14 protein-coding genes are annotated in these 20,388 nt (G+C 43.0%); 12 read left to right on the top strand and 2 right to left on the bottom strand.

Annotated features, from left to right (window positions below; genetic code table 11):
• The first annotated feature begins 89 nt into the window (after nucleotides 1-89).
• The 4 genes from AAGC65_RS11770 to AAGC65_RS11755 all read left to right on the top strand — a co-directional run bounded on the left by AAGC65_RS11770 (nucleotide 90) and on the right by AAGC65_RS11755 (nucleotide 5,027).
• Nucleotides 90-959 carry a hypothetical protein gene (locus tag AAGC65_RS11770; protein ID WP_343112647.1) on the top strand — a complete coding sequence of 290 codons (870 nt, stop codon included), beginning with the start codon at nucleotides 90-92 and terminating at the stop codon, nucleotides 957-959.
• 153 nt (nucleotides 960-1,112) lie between these two features.
• On the top strand, nucleotides 1,113-3,131 hold the full coding sequence (locus tag AAGC65_RS11765; protein ID WP_343112646.1) for a thioredoxin domain-containing protein: 2,019 nt from the start codon (nucleotides 1,113-1,115) through the stop codon (nucleotides 3,129-3,131).
• Nucleotides 3,132-3,156: 25 nt separating this feature from the next.
• On the top strand, nucleotides 3,157-3,654 hold the full coding sequence (locus AAGC65_RS11760) for a peptidylprolyl isomerase (RefSeq protein ID WP_343112645.1): 498 nt from the start codon (nucleotides 3,157-3,159) through the stop codon (nucleotides 3,652-3,654).
• Between the two features lie 137 nt (nucleotides 3,655-3,791).
• Nucleotides 3,792-5,027, top strand: a complete 1,236-nt coding sequence (locus tag AAGC65_RS11755) for a hypothetical protein (protein ID WP_343112644.1) — start codon at nucleotides 3,792-3,794, stop codon at nucleotides 5,025-5,027.
• A 20-nt stretch (nucleotides 5,028-5,047) separates the two neighbouring features.
• On the opposite strand, the gene AAGC65_RS11750 is transcribed toward AAGC65_RS11755, so the two are convergent.
• Together AAGC65_RS11750 and AAGC65_RS11745 are read right to left on the bottom strand one after the other, a co-directional pair.
• On the bottom strand, nucleotides 5,048-5,737 hold the full coding sequence (locus AAGC65_RS11750; RefSeq protein WP_343112643.1) for a hypothetical protein: 690 nt from the start codon (nucleotides 5,735-5,737) through the stop codon (nucleotides 5,048-5,050).
• Between the two features lie 375 nt (nucleotides 5,738-6,112).
• The gene (locus tag AAGC65_RS11745; protein WP_343112642.1) at nucleotides 6,113-8,896 is read right to left on the bottom strand and encodes a TonB-dependent receptor; all 2,784 of its coding nucleotides are present in this window, start codon (nucleotides 8,894-8,896) and stop codon (nucleotides 6,113-6,115) included.
• 129 nt (nucleotides 8,897-9,025) lie between these two features.
• On the opposite strand from AAGC65_RS11745, the gene AAGC65_RS11740 reads away from it, so the two are divergent.
• The 8 genes from AAGC65_RS11740 to AAGC65_RS11705 all read left to right on the top strand — a co-directional run bounded on the left by AAGC65_RS11740 (nucleotide 9,026) and on the right by AAGC65_RS11705 (nucleotide 20,266).
• Nucleotides 9,026-9,598 (top strand): acyl-CoA thioesterase, encoded by a 573-nt coding sequence (locus tag AAGC65_RS11740; RefSeq protein WP_343112641.1) that lies wholly within the window; start codon nucleotides 9,026-9,028, stop codon nucleotides 9,596-9,598.
• Between the two features lie 573 nt (nucleotides 9,599-10,171).
• Nucleotides 10,172-11,236 (top strand): fatty acid desaturase, encoded by a 1,065-nt coding sequence (locus tag AAGC65_RS11735; protein ID WP_343112640.1) that lies wholly within the window; start codon nucleotides 10,172-10,174, stop codon nucleotides 11,234-11,236.
• A gap of 349 nt (nucleotides 11,237-11,585) precedes the next feature.
• The gene (locus AAGC65_RS11730; protein WP_343112639.1) at nucleotides 11,586-13,121 is read left to right on the top strand and encodes a hypothetical protein; all 1,536 of its coding nucleotides are present in this window, start codon (nucleotides 11,586-11,588) and stop codon (nucleotides 13,119-13,121) included.
• 319 nt (nucleotides 13,122-13,440) lie between these two features.
• Nucleotides 13,441-14,358: a TIM barrel protein gene (locus AAGC65_RS11725; protein ID WP_343112638.1), complete on the top strand. Its 918-nt coding sequence runs from the start codon at nucleotides 13,441-13,443 to the stop codon at nucleotides 14,356-14,358.
• 179 nt (nucleotides 14,359-14,537) lie between these two features.
• Nucleotides 14,538-15,092: a gluconate 2-dehydrogenase subunit 3 family protein gene (locus tag AAGC65_RS11720; RefSeq protein WP_343112637.1), complete on the top strand. Its 555-nt coding sequence runs from the start codon at nucleotides 14,538-14,540 to the stop codon at nucleotides 15,090-15,092.
• A gap of 6 nt (nucleotides 15,093-15,098) precedes the next feature.
• Entirely contained in the window at nucleotides 15,099-16,814 is a 1,716-nt protein-coding gene (locus tag AAGC65_RS11715) for a GMC family oxidoreductase (protein ID WP_343112636.1), read from the top strand.
• A 309-nt stretch (nucleotides 16,815-17,123) separates the two neighbouring features.
• Nucleotides 17,124-18,803 (top strand): GMC family oxidoreductase, encoded by a 1,680-nt coding sequence (locus tag AAGC65_RS11710; RefSeq protein ID WP_343112635.1) that lies wholly within the window; start codon nucleotides 17,124-17,126, stop codon nucleotides 18,801-18,803.
• Nucleotides 18,804-18,835: 32 nt separating this feature from the next.
• Complete coding sequence (locus AAGC65_RS11705; protein WP_343112634.1) at nucleotides 18,836-20,266, top strand: Gfo/Idh/MocA family oxidoreductase; 1,431 nt, start codon at nucleotides 18,836-18,838, stop codon at nucleotides 20,264-20,266.
• The last annotated feature ends 122 nt before the right edge of the window (nucleotides 20,267-20,388 follow it).

Here is a 20,388-nt window from a genome sequence, read left to right as displayed (position 1 = left end):
TGTTGCCGGAATAAAAACACAAATCATTCTTTAGAATTAATTATCTGAAATATCTTAGTGCATAATAAAACAATTATATATAGTTCGTTATGGGAACATGGAGTGCAGCAATATTAGGAAATGATACTTCTTGCGAAGTTTACGAACGGTTTATTGAGTTATATAATTTCGGAACGAATCCACATGCTATTGCTGAAATTGTATTAACAGAACAGCGGGAGAATATTGCTTTAGATAAAACTAATGTTTGGTTAGGTCTTGCTTTGGCTTGTTGGGAATGTAAGGTGTTGAGGACTGAGATTTATTCGGAGATCAAACATATTGTTGAAAGCGGCGAAGATTTAGAATTCTGTAAGGAATTAGACTCAGACGAGAAGTTTTTAAAAGCAAGAGAAAAGGTACTGAACGATTTTGTAACTAAAATAGCTGTTGAAAGACCTAAAGCCCGCGTCATAAGGAAAGCGCCCAAACAAATTCAATCTATTTATTTACGAGGTATGTGCTTAGCTTATAAAAACACGGATAATAAATATATTGGTGTTTTTATGCAGGAATCGGAACATTTTAAAAATAAAGGTCAAATCAATATTTGTTTTCTGGGTTTTGAATTGAACGAGATGCCTGACATAAATAAGTTTAAAGAAGGTAAGCTATATGGATTAAAGGAACTGGGCGAGGAATGGGGAGAGAGGGGGTATTGTGGTAATGTTATTAATATTAGCTATGAAAAGGACACGAGAGATGATTTTTTTAAGATAATCCCTCAAGTGTTTACCGTTGTTGGGTTAATTGAGTTTCCGTATAACTATAAATGGATAAATAACATCAGAGGAGGCTTTTTTCGTTCAGAAAATTCAGAAAGGTTTATTAGCTTACTGGAACAGTTAAGGGCAGAAACAAAAAGTAAACATTCTTTATCCGATATTAATCTGGCAGATTTTTTAAAAAAGTTGAATTGATTTTTCTAAAGAGATATTACTTTGGAGACACTATCAATAAGTTTATTTATAGCTTTTCAGGAGATAAGTCCGGTAAAAACTTTTTAAACTTAAAACCTATATACATTATAGGTGTAATTATATCTGCACCTTTGCAGTCAAATATTACATACTATGAATCGTCTGGCCAATTCATCATCGCCTTATTTATTACAACATGCTAATAACCCGGTTAACTGGTACCCCTGGGGCAAAGAAGCCCTGGACAAGGCCAAGGCCGAAAATAAATTGATCCTGGTGAGCATTGGCTACTCGGCCTGCCACTGGTGCCATGTAATGGAGCATGAAAGTTTTGAGGATGAGGCTGTAGCGGCCGTAATGAACGAATATTTTATTTGTATTAAGGTTGATAGGGAAGAACGGCCCGATGTTGACCAGATATACATGAGCGCCGTAACCCTCATGAGCGGTCGCGGTGGCTGGCCGCTAAATTGCATCTGCCTACCCGATCAGCGGCCTATTTACGGTGGTACCTACTTTCGCAAAAATGATTGGACATCGCTGCTGTTTAACCTGGCCGATTTTTATAAACAAAAGCCCGAAGAGGCGGAGGAATACGCTGTGCGCCTTACCGAAGGTATCCGCCAATATGAATCGGTGGAGTTTATAGCCGAGCAGCCTGAATATACCAAAGCCGATCTGGAACTTATTGCCGATAACTGGAGCCGCTATTTTGATAAAAACGAAGGCGGTACCGGCAGCGCGCCCAAGTTTCCGCAGCCGGGCAACTGGCAACTACTCATGCGTTACGCTCATTTGATGCAGGATGATGTCGTGGCCGCTCAGGTAAAACTTACCCTGCATAAAATGGCCTTTGGCGGTATATATGACCACATAGGCGGCGGTTTTGCCCGCTATTCGGTTGATGGCCGCTGGCATGTGCCCCACTTTGAAAAAATGCTGTATGATAATGCCCAGCTCATCAGTCTGTACGCCGAGGCCTATACCTGGCAGCCCGACGCATTATATGAGCGAATTGTTGATGAAGTTATTGATTTCTGCACCGTAGAACTGGCATCACCGCAACTGGGTTTTTACTCGGCGCTTGATGCGGATAGTGAAGGGGTGGAAGGCAAATTTTACATATTTACTAAAAGAGAGATTGAAGAGATATTGGGTACTGAGGATGCTGAACTCTTCTGTATATATTATCACATCACCGAAGATGGTAACTGGGAAGAGGAGCATTCCAATGTATTGTTCCGCCGGGAAAGTGATGAGCAGCTGGCTCAAAAACTGGGTCTTGGTGTTGATGATCTCTTAAGCCGGGTTAATACTTCACGCGAAAAAGTATTTGAAGCACGAAGCAAGCGGGTAAGGCCAGGGCTGGATAATAAGATCCTGGCTTCTTGGAATGGTTTAATGCTGAAAGGCCTGTGCGACGCTTACCGGGCATTTAATAAGCCGGGCTACCTGGAACTGGCGCTTGAAAATGCCTCGTTCATTGTGATGAATATGTTAGGTCAAAATGGCAGGTTGTCAAGGGTTTATAATGGCGATAAGTCAGCAGCGGATGTGCCGGTTGCTTTTCTGGACGATTATGCCAACATCATAGATGCGCTGATAGCCCTGTACGAGGTTACCTTTGACGAGGAATGGTTGCACAAAGCTAAAAGCCTTACTGATACGGCTATAGAACATTATTACAATGAAGAGAACGGTATATTTTACTATACAGCCGATGATGACGAACAGCTGATAGCCCGCAAAAACGAAATTATGGATGGGGTAATACCTTCCAGTAATTCGGTGATGGCGCGTAACCTTAAAAAGTTAGGCTTGCTTTTTGATAATGAAAGCTATGCAGGGGTTTCGGCGCAGTTGTTACGTAATATAATGCCGCAACTGGCTAAATATGCTACAGCGTACTCCAACTGGACTATGTTGTTGCTGGAAGAAGTATTTGGCACCTATGAAATTGCCATTACCGGCGATGAAGCCGAAACCGTGCGAAAGGAAATGGAAAATAATTACATACCCAATAAAATAATATTGGGTGGTAAAAAAGGAAGTTTACCTTTGTTGCAGGATAAGTTTGGTAAATCAACACAAATTTTTGTTTGTAAAGATAAAACCTGCGGACTACCTGCCAATAATGCGGCCGATGCCCTGAAACAAGTGGCAGCAGCCTGATTGCTTATTTTAAAATCACTTTACAATGAAAATTGAACCACAGCACGTAGTGTCATTAACTTACGATTTGTACGTTGACCAAAACGGTACCGAAACTTTAACAGAAAGTGCCACTCAAGAACAACCGCTAACCTTTTTATTTGGAGCCGGCCAAATGCTGCCCAAATTTGAAGAAAACCTGAGCTCGCTATCTACCGGCGATACTTACGAGTTCCGTCTTTCGGCACAGGATGCCTATGGTGAGTATGATGAAGAGGCTGTAGCTAACCTGCCTAAAGATATGTTCCAGGGTCAGGAAATTCCTGAAATTGGCAGCATTTTACCTTTACAGGATAACAATGGCAACCGTTTCCAGGCACAGGTAGTATCTGTTGCTGAAGACGCGGTAATTGTTGACCTTAACCACCCGATGGCCGGTCAGGAACTACACTTTAAAGGCAGCATTTTAAATGTACGCCCTGCAACTCCCGAAGAGTTATCACACGGCCACGCGCATGGCCCTGATGGTCACCACGATCACTAATTTTAGTATTAAGCTATTATATGAAAGCCCGCTATGTACATAGCGGGCTTTGTTTTTTAATATTGTGTTAAGCGTATTTGTAATTGAAATATCTTGTTTATATTGGGCTAACCAATACTCTAAATTTTATCACATTCATGAAGCTCCTTATCAAACTCTTTTTAGCGGCATTGCTGCTGTTCCCATTTTTGTCATTCGCTCAAAGTAATTTTAAACCGGGTTACATAGTTGGTTTAAAAGGTGATACCATTCGTGGTTTAATTGATTTGAAAGATGGTTTGTACCCGCAGAACATTACTTTTAAAAGGCTTGCCGGTGCGCCATCTCAATTATTTACACCCAATGATATTAAATATGCCGGGGTTGATAACACGGTAACATTTATGGCTTATACAGGCCCTATCAGTACCGACAGAACAGAGATATCAAAATTAGAGATTGACCGCAATACGGGTTCAAAAAACGCGTCGGTATTTTTAAGACTTGAACAGGATGGCCCCAATGTAAACTTGTTCTCTTTTGTAGATAATCTCAAAACAAGATATTTTGTTAATAACAAACAAGATGGGCAGCCAGTTGAATTATCTTATAGGGTGTATTTTTCGTCAACACAAAATAACCTGGTCAAGACTGAAGAAGGCTATAGGGCACAACTATTGGAACTGGTAAACAAATACGCAGCAGATAATACTAATTTACTTGACCGCATTGAGCGGGCCAAATATAATTCAGATGATCTTGGTTCCATCATCAGAGAAATTAATCATACCAAGGCCGGTAAAAGTACTTCGGGTAAATCCAGTCTCGGCTTTTTTGTTGGAGTAGCTTTAAATTCGGCTTCATTCAAGCCCGTGGGTACCTTTTTTCCGTTTTATAATCCAAAATCGCATACTTCTATATTCCCCAAAATATCATTCGGACTTAATATTTATCCAAATCCGGCTGTTGGGAAGCTCATGTTTAAGTTAGAGGCTTCTTTTACCAGGAACAGCTACAAAACCGATATTGATTCTTATACAGATGGTCGTCCGTTGTCAAAATCAACCTACGCGTTTGACCAGAATAATATTGTGTTTTCTCCGCAGATACAATATCACCTGTATAATGGCGATGATTTTAAATTTTATATTAATGGCGGCGGTGCTTTGAATTTTTCAAGCTATAAAGGTAATAGCTTCCGTAATAACTATTTAGAACAGGTTACGGAAAATGCCCTGGAAACATCCGCCACCTGGATATCTGTCCCGGTTAAAGCAGGGGTAGTATTGGGTAAAAAACTTGATGCCGGTATAACTTATATTTTCCCTGTAAAACCAGTAGAAGCTATAAAAATAAGCAGCGTACAAGTTGGACTCAGTTACTTGTTCAGATAGTTTTTGATGAAATTTGCCTGCTAAAAAAAATCTATCCCGCCATCGTTATCAATTACGCATTTGATCATAATGCGGCAACCAATAGGCTGGTTGTTAACGGTGGCGGGTATAAAAGTTTTGTCTTCCTCGTTAAGAGCATTCAAGTTCATGTTAAATACCTTTTCATAGGTGGGGCCACTGTATATATGAACCTTATAATCGGCCAGGCGACCGTAAGGGCTCACCAGCAGTTCAACTACGGCTACTGATACCATACGGTTAATATCTGTAAGGTAGGGGGGCAGCTTAAATAATTGCAAATAGGGTATGTATCCAAAGTACCTGCCGCCTGGCTTAACCGGCTTGGTGGTGCGGTCGGTATCGGTTAAAACTTTATCAACGTAATACCGTAAATTGGAGGTGGTATCTTCTACGGCTTCGTACAATAATTGCTTTTTGGTATAGTCGTAATTTTGGATCAGGCGACCCTGCTGATCATAAAAATGCCATACGCCTGCCTTTTTATCTTGCTCAAAGTTACCGCTTGCTACGGCCCGGTCTTGCTCGGATACGGCCTGGTACAAACCCTGGCGAATGCTTTTATCGCTCTTGAGTACCGATATTTTTTCGGTTACATTGCTGGTAAGTTTATGTTTAACTACCGTGGTTTGCTGTCCGAAGGTAATATTCAGATAAAAAGTAGCTATTAAGAATAAAATGAGGCTTTTCAATACAGATCAATTTGGGTAAATATAAAACAGGTTTTACTGAATATCAAATCAAGCTTTTTAGCGACTTAGCCTTTGCCGCGTAACAAATAAAGCTAATGTGTCGACTCACCCCGACATCGCTACGCTTGTCGACCCTCTCTTCGCCTTCGGCGGAAAGAGGATAGGAAAATAGATTAAGGATAAAAGAAAAAGGAGCAAAGAAAATATTTTTTCCCCGCCCTCTTTCCAGCGAAGCTGAAGAGAGGGTCGACAAGCGTAGCGATGTCGGGGTGAGTCGATAAACAGCCTGATTTGATAAAACTGCCTTTTCATAAGCTATTACGCTTTGCGAAAAGGTGGTCAAGCGAAGCGCAGACCGGTGAATCTATGAGCTTATTACCCTCTGCCGCCGCGCCGACCACCTCCGCCGCCTCGTCTTCCGCCGCCTCCGCCACCACCCGGGCGGCTGCCTTTAAATTTTTGCAGGCGCAGGCTAAAGCTGAGCATAAAATACCTGCCCAGCCTGTTGGTACGGGTATCAATGATCTGGTTGCCCGATACGGTACGGGTTACGCCTTTATTCTCGTCAAAAAGGTCAAAGGCCTGAAATCGTAGCGAGGCGATATGCTTGGCTAAAAACTGGTATTCCAGGTAAGTGCTCAACAGGGTAGGGTTTGCCTTTACTGTACTGCTAAAACCGTGGTTAATGGTTTGGGTTAAGTTATAACCCAATACCCAGCTGTAAAAAAAGTAGTTGCGCCCATCTAAACCCAGTGTCCAGGTGCTGGCATCGGTATTAGGTGATGATTTAAGGCTATATCGGGTAGAGTTGATGCTGTAATTACCGCTTATTTCGGTATCCATGATACTATCAATATCTGTACGTAATTTTAATCCCTGGCTTAGTACCCAGTTTTTGCCGGTATTGCGCTGGTCCTCAATGTACGATACGTTGTTGCTGTAACCCGCGCTGCCGCTTGCCGTTACCGTGAACTTACGATTGGCAAAAGGTTTTGAAAAAGCATAGTTACCACTTACACTATAAAGACCATTGGTGTTCAGGTAGTGGGTTTGCTGATTGGTACTGGCACTGTCAGCGGGTAAACCCGGCATATTGATCGGGCTTACATTAGCAACTATAGCGTTCTGCGTTTCGGAGAACGACAGGTTGGTAAATAAGGAGTTGCCTGTGGCGATGTCAAACTGATTATACCGCAGGTTAATGTTATTGGTGAACGATGGCTTCAGATCGGGATTGCCATAAACTATGTTTTGCGGGTTGGAATAATCAGGCTGTAACTGTAGCTGTGTAAATGATGGCTGGCTGTTGGAGCCGCTGTAATTAATGGTAAAGGAATGATTGCGCGAAAAATTATAGATAAACCTTGCTGTAGGGATATAATTAAAAGTGTTGGTGTTAAAACGCTGAGCATGTGCCTCGCCGTTAAGGGTAGATGGTTGTACGGCCATACCTATGGTGTAGTTGTATTTAGCGCCTATGCCCCTCAGATTTAGCCCAAAACGGTTGGTGATAAACTGACTTTTATAAATCGTGCTTAACGAATCTACATAGGTTTGTTTGTCGGTAGCAGGATCAACACGGTAATTGTTTCGGTTATTATCGGTATTGGTGTAGCTGTAATTATAGTTGCCTTCCAGGTAGGTTGATTTGCCAATGGGCTCCATGTATGATAAATGCACGCTTACTTTTTGCGAATTGTTATTGGAGTTTATTTGCTGAAAAAGCTGCGTGGTAATGGTGTCTTTCTGGGTGGTATACTGATCATTTAAGCCCTGGTCACTTTTAGATAAGCCAAACACAGCGCTTGCACTAAAGTTGCGCCCCTTTTTATGAAACTTATGGTTATACAGCACATTCAGGTTGCCGCTTTGCGAGGTAGCGTCGGTAAGGGCAAGCTCATTACCCGTAACCACGGTGCCTTTACGGCTATTGCTGAAAATATCGGTACTTACATCATTTGATATACCGTACGAGAAACTGGGATTTATTTTAAGGTAGTTGGAGGTATCTATCTTGTACTCCATATTAAAATCAAAGCGGTGATTGATGCCGTGATTTTTATCGTCGCTATTATCATTGTTGATCAATGTGCCCGACTGAAATTGGTTTTGCTGCTCGGTGATGGTGCTTTGGTCCTTATCCTTATCGGCAAAGCTGTAGCTGCCGTACACGGTCATCTTTTTGCTCCAGTCGTCGCGGTAATTGGTACCTATGGAGCGGTTGGTGGTAATACCATTTGCCGTACTGATCTGCGAACCACCCGATCCGCCGCCACCTCCACGACCGGCCCTGCCTCCGCCACCTCCGCTTCCTCCCAAATTAAAAGAGTTGGTATTGGTGTTGTTGAGCGTACCGATAAGGGCTATCTGCCGGGCATCTAAAAACGTATTGGCCGACAGGCGTGCCTGGTACCTGTCATCATTACCCACACCTACACTGCCCTGGCCAAAGTTGCCCCGGCTTTTACCTTTCTGAATGGTGATGTTCAGTATTTTGTCCGGGTCGCCGGTTTTAATACCGGTCAGGTTGGCCTGGTCGCCATAGTCGTCAATTACCTGAATGTTCTCCACAATATCGGCAGGTAGGTTTTGAGTAGCGGTTTGCACATCGCCCGTAAAATAATCCTTACCATTAACGCGTACCTTGGTTACCTGCTTACCGTGGGCAGTAACATTACCGTTATTATCAACGCTTACGCCGGGCAGTTTTTTAAGCAGATCCTCCACCGGCGATCCTTCACGCACTTTATAGGAGCTTGCCTTATATTCAACCGTATCTTCTTTAATGGTGATAGGGTTGGCCTCGGCCACAATTTTAACGGTTTTCAAAAAGTTGGTTTGCACCTTTACCTTGATCGGATCAAGCTTTACAGGCCCTGTACCATTATCCATTACATAACGGCGAACCAATGTTTGGTAACCAATACCGCTTACTGTTATTTTAAAGTTTTTTGATTGCACGGCCGGAAAGCTGAACACACCCGTAGTGCTTGTTGCCACAGCTATGCTATCCTTATCAGAAGTAAGCTTTACGCTAATACCCGGCACAGTGCCGGTAGTATCTGAAACTGAACCTACAACCTGACGACCTTGTTGAGCCATAGCATGGCCGATGAAAAAGAAACATATAAAAAATGCAGGGAGTAGACTTTTGGTCATAGTTCAGGTTGTTTTAGGCTATTGACCGCAAAGGTTTAATTAAGTTTAATGGATTAAGTGTGTGTAATACAATTGTTGCAAAAAATGCTTTCAGTTGCTTAAACTTGTAGCAAATACATTGAGCACAGCATGACAACAGCCTTAACTGATGAGTCCGATTACAAAACCGTAGGTTTTTCGCAAACTACCATTACCGAATTAATGATCCCTTCGTACTCCAATTTTGGCGGTAAGATACACGGGGGCATCTTATTATCATTAATGGATAAGGTAGCCTACGTATGCGCTGCCAAGCACGCCGGTAATTATTGCGTAACGGCCTCTATTGATACGGTTGATTTTCTGCACCCGGTTGAGGTAGGCGAGTTAGTATCGCTCATGGCTTCGGTTAATTATGTGGGTAAAACATCATTGGTGGTAGGCATCAGGGTAATATCAGAAAATATCAAAAACAACTCGGTGCTGCATACCAATACCAGCTATTTTACAATGGTTGCTAAAAACGAGGAGAACAAGCCCGTAAAAGTTCCCGGCCTTATCCTCGAGAATCGTGAACAGGTGAGGCGCTTTATTGAAGCCCGCCGCCGTAAGGAAATTAAACAAAGCTACATGCAGGAAGTAGAGCGCATACAAATGCCCGACAACTACGAACACTGCATTGAACTGCTTCTGGGCGAACGTTGCCTGGTAGCGGGGGAGTAGGTTGGTGAGTGGTGAGTGGTGAGTGCCATTATGTTAAATGGGAATTGTCATTGCGAGCGAAGCGAGGCAATCGCGAACATTGCAAGTCTCACTGTACAGTTTGCGATTGCTTCGCTCGTAATGACAAAAGTTAAAGTCTCCAATTGTCACCCTGAGGAACAAAGCATCTATTCCCCAAAATCCTTGTTCAGATAAAAATCAACGAAATCAGCGTAATCAAATCCAATCAACGGTCAACCTGACAATTTTCTGACAATATTATTCCTCCCTTGAAATATAAGTTCAGTATTGGAGTTATATAAGCAAGAGTCCTGAACAAGAACATAAACAGTTGCGCATAACTGTTCATAGTTGAAAAGCCTTATCATCTCATCGCCTATCATCTCAAAACTCATAGCTCAATTAAATATATCCCACTTACAACTCAAAGGACTATTCCGAAAAGGGTTTAAGTTTTAGTAGGGATTAGGAGTTAACTTATTTATATTTAAAAAATGACAATAAGGTGATATTTTTCATCTACATTGTGAACCAAAACAAAACCCTCTAATTAAACTAATCTCCCAAAACTTAATGGCTTTTTTAAACTCGGTGCTGGAACCGCCTTCATACGGCTGGACGGATGAAGATGGTAACCTGGCAAAACCTTCTAATGGTAAAATTGTAAAAGAATTTTTTTCAAGACTCAACGTATTTCAAAACAAAAAAAACTGGCTATCGTTTCTGAGCTGGTTCCTGGTATTATCATTAGCTCCCTTTTTAGCTTTATTTTTATTTAAGTACTTCAGCTTAACAGGTTTGATAGTAGCATTTGTTTACAGCATGATTATCATGGGTACGCATGGCACTATCTGGCACCACAGGTATTGCACGCATGGAGCCTATACTTTCAGTAATAAGTTTTGGCGTTTTTTTACCCAGAACCTCACGCTTAAAATTATCCCGGAAGAGATTTACGCCATCTCGCACCATGTGCATCATGCTTTATCTGATCAGCCCGGCGATCCCTACAATGCGCAGGGCGGTTTTATGTATTGCTTCCTGGCCGATGTAAATCACCAGCCCGTTGCCCGCAACTTAAGTGAGGCTGATTATAAGCGCTGTATCAATTTAATGCGTCATACCGGCATCATTCCCAACACTTACGCCCAATATCAAAAATGGGGAACCATTGCCAACCCGTACCGCACCATTGCCGGTATCCTGTTGAACTGGGTTTTTTGGTTTGCCGCATTTTACCTGATGGGTGGTTTGCCGCTAGCCTGCGCTGTTTTTGGTTCGGCCGGTGTTTGGGCTGTAGGGGTGCGTACTTTCAACTATGAAGGTCATGGCAAGGGACAGGATAAACGCCGTGAGGGAATTGATCATAACCGTGAAGATATGTCTATCAATCAGCTATGGCCCGGTTATGTTGCCGGCGAATGGCATAATAACCATCACCTGTACCCTAAAAGTGCCCGTTCAGGTTTTAAACCTTACCAGTTTGATCTGGCATGGTGTTATATTAAATTTTTAAGTATGATAGGTGCCGTAAGCTCATATCGCGATTCCAAAAAACAATTCCTGTTAGAGTATTGCACCGTAAAGGTTGCGGAACCTATTGCCGAATATCCTAAGCCGCAATTGGTGGCCGAATAATATTAATATATCTATTAAAAAGGGGAATGATACTTAGCTGTCATTCCCCTTTTGTCTGAACCACGATTTATAGGATTTAAGAGGATTATCACGATTTTTCTTAAATAAGTAATAAAAGAAAATCCCTGAATCTGATAAATCTGTTTAATCATGGTTCAGACAAATGGAGCTTTCAGCTTACCTTAGCTAAAGGTTTGCGATGATAATTCTGCTAATTCTTTAATTCTGATTCAGACAAAAATTAGCTACATGTAACATATATGATAGATAAAATAGTACTATTTTATTTTCCAACGGAATTTATAACTTAGTAAAACCAATTATATAGTGTAACATAAACACCTAACCTATGCGTACCAAATTATTCTACCTGATTTTTTGTTTGCCATGCTTTGTGCTTTTTTGTCAGCCATTAAACGCTCAAACCAGTGGTGTGGGCATATTTGATAACCAAACCGATGTAGGTGTTGTAAAACATAAAGGGAGTGCCCATTATGATGCTAAATTGCAGCAGTACCATTTGGAAGGCTCGGGCAACAACATATGGGCCAATGCCGATGCGTTTCATTTTGTGTGGAAGCGCATGAAAGGCGATTTTATTTTGCGTACTAACGCCTCCTTTATAGGCAAAGGGGTAGAGGCGCATCGTAAAGTAGGCTTGATGATCCGCACCTCGCTTGATTCTAATTCCAAACATATTAACGCGGTTGTGCATGGGGATGGCTTAACCTCGTTACAATACCGCAAAACTGTTGGCGGCATCACCGAAGAAAAAAAATCGACCGTAACTGGTGCCGATGTTATTCAGCTGGAAAGAAAAGGTAATACCTATACCATGTCTGTAGCGCGCAAAGGCGATATGTTTACCAATGAAGAGGTAAGCGATGTAGATCTGGGCGATGATGTTTATGTAGGAATATTCATTTGCTCGCACAATGCCAATGTATCCGAGAAAGCTACTTTTAGTAATACGCGCATCGTAGTACCCGCACCGGCCTCGTTGGTAGCTTATAAGCAATACCTGGGCAGCAGTATTGAGCTGCTGGATATGGCAACGCAAAACAGCACGGTAATTTACCAGTCGCCTAAATCATTGCAGGCACCAAACTGGATGCACGATGGTTCATCGTTGATCTATAACAGCGAAGGTTCACTATACAAATTCAACCTGAAAACCGGCGAGCCAACCGTATTAAACACAGGCCAGGCAAAAAATAATAATAACGACCACGTGCTATCATTTAATGGTAAAATGCTGGCCATCAGCAGCGGCGATGGCGGCCCATCCATCGGTTATACTGTACCTGTTACCGGCGGCGAGGCCAAAAGGGTATCGGCTGTTGGGGTGGGAGCCAGCTATATGCATGGCTGGTCGCCCGATGGCAAGTATATTGTATTTTGCGGTCAGCGGGGTAAGGAATTTGATGTTTACCGTATCCCATCAGGCGGCGGCCCGGAAGAGCGGCTAACCAATACACCAGGCCTTGATGACGGCCCGGAATATACGCCCGATGGTAAATACATCTACTTTAACTCGGTACGCAGCGGCCTGATGCAGGTTTGGCGTATGAAAGCCGACGGCAGCGAGCAAACCCAGATCACTAATGACGATCATAACAACTGGTTCCCGCACGTATCGCCCGATGGTAAATGGATCTGCTATATCACCTTCCTGAAAAACGAAGTTGAACCTGGCGACCATCCTTTTTACAAGCACGTATTTATCAGGGTAATGCCGGTGGGCGGCGGCCCGTCAAAAGTGGTGGCTTATTTATATGGCGGGCAGGGTACAATCAATACGCCGTCATGGTCGCCGGATAGTAAGCACATCGCGTTTGTGAGCAATTCTAATTTATTGTTCCCGGTATTCCCGATGAGCAAATAAGTGAATAGACAGAATACTATGGAAATTGCTTTAAAATTTGTAGATTTTTCGGCTAAAGCCCTCATGTTTTTTAATAAAATACCGTCCACTAAAGTGGAACGGCAATGAACTGTTGCAGTATTTGAATAAAGGTGTTTTTGTTCATTGCCGTTTGGCTTTAGCCAACGGAACATTTATAACAATGATGATGGCTTTAGCCCCAGATTTTTTACTGTTGTGTATTTTAAAAGAGAAGTCGGTTATTTGCTTTTGTTAGCAATTTTCTTGTATCTTGATTTTTAATTCCTTTAATAACTAATTAACCTTAAAATTATACATCATGCAAACCTCCCGCAGATCATTTCTGAAAACAGGCGCCCTGGCCTTAGCCGGTGCAGCTTTATTGCCCGATAACTTATTAGCAGCCGACCAAAAACGCCTTCAGCGTGTTGGCGTGCAGCTTTACAGCGTGCGCGATACCATGAAAACAGATCCGATGGGAACGCTTAAAAAACTGGCCGATGCAGGTTATCGCCACGTGGAGCACGCCAATTACGTTGATCGTAAATTTTATGGCTATACCGCCAAGGAATTTAAAAAAGTACTGGCCGATCTTGACCTGAAAATGCCCAGTGGCCATACCGTAATGACTGCCCAGGACTGGGATACTTCTAAAAATGATTTCACCGATAAATGGAAATATACCATTGAAGATGCCGCCACCGTAGGCCAGCGCTATGTGATAAGCCCCTGGCTGGATGAAAGCCTGCGTAAGGATACCGATGCCTTAAAACGCTTTATGGAGCAGTTTAACAAATGTGGCGAGCTTTGTAAAAAATCGGCCATGAAATTTGGTTACCACAACCACAACTTTGAGATCAGCACCAAGGTTGGCGACATTACCCTGTACGATTTTATTATCCAGAATACCGACCCTGCCCTGGTGGCTCAGCAAATGGATATGGGTAACATGTTCAGCACAGGCGGCGTGGCACTTGATTTTATTAACAAATACCCGGGCCGTTTTGAATCGCTACACGTAAAGGATGAGATTAAGGTAGCTAAGAGAGCCGACGGTGATGATACCGAAAGCACCATACTGGGTGCAGGCTTATTGCCGGTTAAGGAGGTTTTAAAAGCGGCCAGCAAAAAAGGCGGCACTACATTATTTATCATTGAGCAGGAAGCATACCAGGGAAAAGACCCGGTTGAGTGTGTAAAAATTGATTTACAAATCATGAAAAAATGGGGTTATTAATATTATTCAGGTACATTCACTGGTAATAATTTTCGGGCTTGGTCAATTTTAATTTGTTTAAATTGTTAAGTTTGAAAATCATTTATAAATCCAGTCGGGTGTATTGTAATAGCAATACGTGGTACAATTAATTTGTACCACGCTATTTGAATAAGGGCTGATAAAACCATTTACTTGATATGCACAGGCGTACCGCTATAAAAAATCTGGCTTTAATTATTGGAGGGGCTGCCTTATTGCCATCCTGTATGCAGGAGAAGGGCAAAGCTTCTGTGGCTCTCAAAAACATTATCATTGATGCCGATCAGGAAAAGCTGATAGGTGACATGGCCGAAACCATTATCCCTAAAACTGATACGCCCGGCGCTAAGGATCTGCAGCTGCACCTGTTTGTATTAAAGATGGTTGATGATTGCTGCACCAAAAAAGATCAGCAGGATTTCATGACCGGCATGGGCCAGTTTACAGATCTGGTTAAAAAACAAAACAACCGCTCATTTGCCGAGTGTGATCAAAAACAACGCGAGCAAATACTTTTAGCCATAGATAAAGACAGGAAAGACCCTAAAAGCACAACCTACCCGCCCGAGCTTAAAACCTTTTATAACCTGGTTAAAGGCCAAACGGTTAACGGTTATACCACCTCAAAATATTTTATGACCAAACAAGTGGTTTATGAATTGGTGCCGGGCAGGTACAATGCATTTTATCCGGTTAAAAAACAAGCAGTTTAACAGAGCATGGCTAATTTAAATATAGATAGTGTTAAGGACCGTACTTTTGATGCCATAGTAATAGGTTCGGGGATGAGTGGTGGCTGGGCTGCTAAAGAATTTACCGATAAAGGTTATAAAACCCTGGTACTGGAGCGCGGGCGGGATGTAAAACATATTAAGGATTATCCTACCACAAATATGTATCCCTGGGAGTTTGAGCACCGTGGCGAAATGCCAATGGCTATTCAGGAAGCTAACCCGGTGGTAAACCGTTGCTATGCTTTCCATGAAGATGCCGCTCACTTTTTTGTGAAAGATAAAGAACACCCTTACGTACAGGATAAGCCATTTGACTGGATACGCGGCTACCAGGTAGGTGGCAAATCACTATTATGGGCCCGGCAAACACAACGCTGGAGCGACTTTGATTTTGAAGGCCCTGCCCGTGATGGTTTCGCTGTGGATTGGCCTATCCGCTATGCCGATATTGCGCCGTGGTACAGTTATGTTGAGAAATTCGCAGGTATTTCAGGCAATAAGGACGGCCTGGCTGAACTTCCCGATGGTGAGTTTTTACCGGCTTTCCCACTCAATAGTGTTGAGCAATATTTTAGCAAACACGTTAAAAACAAATATAACCGGCATGTGATCAGCGCGCGATGCGCGCATTTGTCAAAACCCAACCAGATCCATCTTGATCAGGGCAGGGCACAATGCCAGGAGCGTATATTATGCCAGCGGGGCTGCCCGTTTGGTGGCTATTTCAGCGCCAACGCGTCAACCATTCCCTGGGCTTTGAAGTCTGGTAACATGACCTTGAGGCCGCATTCGGTAGTGCAATCCATCATTTATGATGAAAGCAAGGGTAAGGCAACCGGTGTGCGCATTATTGATACCAACACCAAAGAAGCTATAGAATACTATGCCAAAGTTATTTTCGTAAACGCGGCCGCATTAAATACCAATCTGGTGCTGTTAAACTCTACATCGCACCGCTTCCCTAATGGTTTAGGTAACGATAGTGGTGTGCTGGGCAAATATGTGGCTTTCCATAATTATTCGGCCCATATGAGTGCAGAGTATGATGGCCTGTTAGAGTGGACTACAGATGGCCGCAATCCCGCAGGTGGCGGCTATATCCCAAGGTTCAGGAACCTGCACAAACAGGAAACTGACTTTTTACGTGGCTATGCTTCGGGTTTTAGCGCTTACAGGCGCAACAACCGCAGTTGGGATGGCGTGGGTAGCAGCCTGAAAGAAAACCTGGCCAAAAATGATCTGGGTGTATGGTCTGTCGGCTCGCACATGATGGGCGAAACCATACCTAAAGAAGCCAGCTACGTAAAACTGGACGATAAGCAGAAAGATGACTGGGGTGTACCGTTATTAAAGATCTCGATGGATTATGATGATAACGATGCCAAAATGAAGCAGGATTATATAGAGCAGTTAACAGAAATGTTTACCAGCGCCGGTTTTACCAACATTAAAGCAGAGAGCGATCATCGCGCTCCGGGTTTGGATATTCACGAAATGGGCGGCGCGCGCATGGGTAATGATCCTAAAACATCGGTACTGAATAAATGGAACCAGATGCATGCAGTAAGTAACGTATTTGTTACCGATGGTGCCTGTATGACCTCCACATCATGCCAAAACCCATCGTTAACCTATATGGCTCTAACAGCTCGCGCGGTTGACCACGCGGTTAGCGAAATGAAAAAAGGAAATATAGCATAATCAGTTTTGAGTGTTGAGTTTTAAGTATAAATTTGACAGGGGTATTCTTTAAGTAGTAAGTTTTAAGTGATGAGTTTTGAGTGTGCTAAAGACGATACTTAAAACTCAAACCCCGGTACTCAGAACTAAATAACAGGTATCAAGTTTTAAGTATAACTTGACAGGAGAACTCAAAACTGAATACTCATTACTTAAAACTGAAAATACCTTCGTGTAAAAAAAACACAATGGAGTATTTGTAAAATAATTTTTATTCATACATTTAGCAGAGTAACCAATTAACAAACAAAACCAATTAACCGAATAAATATGTCTGCAAACACTTATGACGCTATAGTCATTGGCTCAGGAATTTCAGGCGGGTGGGCTGCCAAGGAACTAACAGAAAAAGGTTTGAAAACCATTATGCTGGAGCGTGGTCGTAACATCGAGCATGTTAAGGATTATGTAAACGCCAACAAAGCTCCCTGGGAGTTTCCTCACAGAGGAGGGCGTACGCAAAAAATGATCGAGGATTACCCGGTGTTAAAGCGTGATTATCCGCTAAATGAGACAAATTTGGATTACTGGGCAAGCGATAAGGATAGCCCTTATACCGAAATAAAAAGATTTGACTGGTTCAGAGGCTATCACGTTGGTGGTCGCTCACTGATGTGGGGCAGGCAATCATACCGTTGGGCCGATGTTGATTTTGAAGCTAACTTAAAAGATGGCATAGGTACCGATTGGCCTATCCGTTATAAAGATATTGCGCCTTGGTATAGCTACGCAGAGAAATTTGCGGGCATATCAGGTAATAAAGATGGTTTAGCTATACTTCCCGATGGCGATTTTATGCCGCCGATGGAAATGAACTGCGTTGAAAAAGACGTATCAAAACGTCTAAGAGAATATTATAAAGAGGCCCGTCACATGATCATTGGCCGTACCGCCAATATCACTGTGCCGCATAACAACCGTACCAACTGCCAGTACCGCAACAAATGCTGGTTAGGCTGTCCGTTCGGGGCTTATTTCAGTACACAGTCGGCTACATTGCCGGCAGCTATGGCAACAGGTAATTTAACTGTTCGTCCGTGGTCTATCGTTACCAAAATATTGTACGATAAGGATACCAAAAAAGCGAAAGGTGTAGAGATACTGGATGCTGAAACCAACCAGACTTATGAGTACTTCGCGAAAATAGTTTTCCTTAACGCGTCAACATTCAACTCAACCTGGATTTTGATGAACTCAGCTACTGATATTTGGCCAGATGGTTTGGGTAGTAGCAGCGGCGAGCTGGGTCACAACGTAATGGATCATCACCTGAACGTAGGTGCATCGGGCAGGATAGAAGGCTATGAAGATAAATATTATTTCGGTCGCCGTGCTAATGGTTTCTATATTCCGCGTTACCGTAACCTGAATGGCGAAAAACGTGATTACATCCGTGGTTTTGGTTACCAGGGAGCTGCAAGCCGTGAAGGCTGGAGCCGTGACATTGCCGAAATGAACATTGGCGGTGGCTTTAAAGACGCATTGACCGAACCAGGTTCATGGCAGTTAGGCATGGGTGGTTTCGGCGAAACATTGCCATACCACGAAAACAAGATCACCCTTGATAAAACCAAGAAAGATAAATGGGGCCTCCCTGTTTTAGCATTTGATGCCGAACTGAAAGAGAACGAGTTGAAGATGCGTATTGAAATAGAGAAGGATGCCAAAGAAATGCTGGAAGCTATGGGCGCTAAAGATGTAAAAAGCCATAGCGACAATCCGTTCCTTGGTCGTGGTATTCACGAAATGGGTACCGCCCGTATGGGTCATGATCCAAAATCGTCGGTAGTTAATAAATGGAACCAGGTTTGGGATGCCAAGAACGTATTTGTTACCGATGGCTCATTCATGGCATCGGCAGCATGCCAAAACCCTTCACTTACCTACATGGCAATGACTGCCCGCGCGGCAAACTATGCTGTTGAGGCTTTAAAAAAGAACGAAATCTAATTAATCCGGATATTCCAAATTCAAAATCACCCATGACTGAAGAACAGGACAAAAGTACTCCCAACGCCTCGAGGCGGGAGTTTCTGAAAAAAGGTACAATTGCAGCGGCCAGCTTTATGATCGTTCCGCGATTTGTACTGGGCGGTAAAGGCTACATTGCCCCAAGCGACCGCTTGATCATTGCAAGCGTTGGCGCCGGCGGTAAAGGCCAAAGCGATATTGCCAACTTTTACAAAAGCGGTAAAGCAGAGATTGCTTACCTATGCGACGTTGACGACAGAAGATCGGCTAAAACACGTGGCAATTTCCCTAAAGCCAAGTACTATAAGGACTGGCGCGAAATGTTTGAGAAAGAATCAAAACACTTTGATGCTGTATCTATCTCAACTCCGGATCATAACCACGCCATCATCACTTACAATGCCATGCAGTTGAACAAGCACGTTTACGTGCAAAAACCAATGACGCATGACATATGGGAAGCCCGTTTATTAACTGAAGCTGCTAAAAGGTATAAAGTAGTTACTCAAATGGGTAACCAGGGCTCATCAAATGATGGTACCCGTTTAATGTCTGAGTGGTATGACGCCGATCTGATTGGTGACGTTCATACTGTTTACTGCTGGACTAACCGCCCGGTATGGCCTCAAGGTATCGCTTGGCCTCAGCCAGATCCAAACGTTCCGAAAGAACTGGATTGGAACCTGTGGTTAGGTACTGCTCCTAAAAAAGATTATGTAGATAAATTAGTGCCGTTTAACTGGCGCGGATGGTGGGATTACGGAACCGGCGCCCTGGGCGATATGGGCTGCCACCTTGTTGAAGCTCCTTTCCGTGTATTGGGCTTACAATACGTTAAAGATGTACAGGCCAGCGTAGGCAGTGTATATGTTGATGAGTTTAAAAAAGGCCGTTTCCCTGAAAGCTGCCCTCCGTCAAGCCACATCACTTTAACTTTCCCTAAAACCGAAAAAACCAAAGGCGATGTTACCATGCACTGGATGGACGGTGGTATTACACCAGAAAGACCTGTTGAATTAGGCGCAAGCGAAAAATTCGGTGGCGAAGAAGGTAACGGTACACTGTTTATCGGTACAAAAGGTAAAATGTATGCCAGCACTTACTCTGATGCTGCTACACTGTTGCCTAAATCACTTACCGCAAGTGCAAACGCGCCTCAGAAATGGGCTCGTGTACCTGGAGGTGCCAATGGTCACTACGCGCAATGGGTTGAAGGCTGTATTGCCGGATATGGTAAAACCGAACTAAGCTCATCATTTGATAAAGCTGGTCCGCTTACTGAAGCTTTATTAATGGCGAACCTTGCCGTACGCGGTCATGACCTGCAAGGTGGTGATGTGAAATTGGTTTGGGATAACAAAGCAATGAAAGTTACCAACTTTGACGCGGTTAACCAATATATCCAAAGGGATTATCCTGATGGATTTAAGTTAAAAGCGTAAGCGGCGAGCTTAATAACTGAATTATTGGATTATTGAATTATTGATCTGAAGGGATCTTGATTCAATAATCCATTAACTCAATAAACCAATAATTAAAATAAATCAATAACCAAATTATGAAT

Source organism: Mucilaginibacter sp. (assembly GCF_039207105.1).
Taxonomy (GTDB): Bacteria; Bacteroidota; Bacteroidia; order Sphingobacteriales; family Sphingobacteriaceae; genus Mucilaginibacter.
Note: the sequence above shows the minus strand (reverse complement) of the source record. Positions and strands in the feature narration are given on the sequence as shown.

What these genes read in the sequence shown, in the direction of transcription:
- AAGC65_RS11770 (WP_343112647.1), top strand. Translation starts at nt 90, where the DNA reads ATGGGAACATGGAGTGCAGCAATATTAGGAAATGATACTTCTTGCGAA.
- AAGC65_RS11765 (WP_343112646.1), top strand. Translation starts at nt 1,113, where the DNA reads ATGAATCGTCTGGCCAATTCATCATCGCCTTATTTATTACAACATGCT.
- AAGC65_RS11760 (WP_343112645.1), top strand. Translation starts at nt 3,157, where the DNA reads ATGAAAATTGAACCACAGCACGTAGTGTCATTAACTTACGATTTGTAC.
- AAGC65_RS11755 (WP_343112644.1), top strand. Translation starts at nt 3,792, where the DNA reads ATGAAGCTCCTTATCAAACTCTTTTTAGCGGCATTGCTGCTGTTCCCA.
- AAGC65_RS11745 (WP_343112642.1), bottom strand. Translation starts at nt 8,896, where the DNA reads ATGACCAAAAGTCTACTCCCTGCATTTTTTATATGTTTCTTTTTCATC.
- AAGC65_RS11740 (WP_343112641.1), top strand. Translation starts at nt 9,026, where the DNA reads ATGACAACAGCCTTAACTGATGAGTCCGATTACAAAACCGTAGGTTTT.
- AAGC65_RS11735 (WP_343112640.1), top strand. Translation starts at nt 10,172, where the DNA reads ATGGCTTTTTTAAACTCGGTGCTGGAACCGCCTTCATACGGCTGGACG.
- AAGC65_RS11730 (WP_343112639.1), top strand. Translation starts at nt 11,586, where the DNA reads ATGCGTACCAAATTATTCTACCTGATTTTTTGTTTGCCATGCTTTGTG.
- AAGC65_RS11725 (WP_343112638.1), top strand. Translation starts at nt 13,441, where the DNA reads ATGCAAACCTCCCGCAGATCATTTCTGAAAACAGGCGCCCTGGCCTTA.
- AAGC65_RS11720 (WP_343112637.1), top strand. Translation starts at nt 14,538, where the DNA reads ATGCACAGGCGTACCGCTATAAAAAATCTGGCTTTAATTATTGGAGGG.
- AAGC65_RS11715 (WP_343112636.1), top strand. Translation starts at nt 15,099, where the DNA reads ATGGCTAATTTAAATATAGATAGTGTTAAGGACCGTACTTTTGATGCC.
- AAGC65_RS11710 (WP_343112635.1), top strand. Translation starts at nt 17,124, where the DNA reads ATGTCTGCAAACACTTATGACGCTATAGTCATTGGCTCAGGAATTTCA.
- AAGC65_RS11705 (WP_343112634.1), top strand. Translation starts at nt 18,836, where the DNA reads ATGACTGAAGAACAGGACAAAAGTACTCCCAACGCCTCGAGGCGGGAG.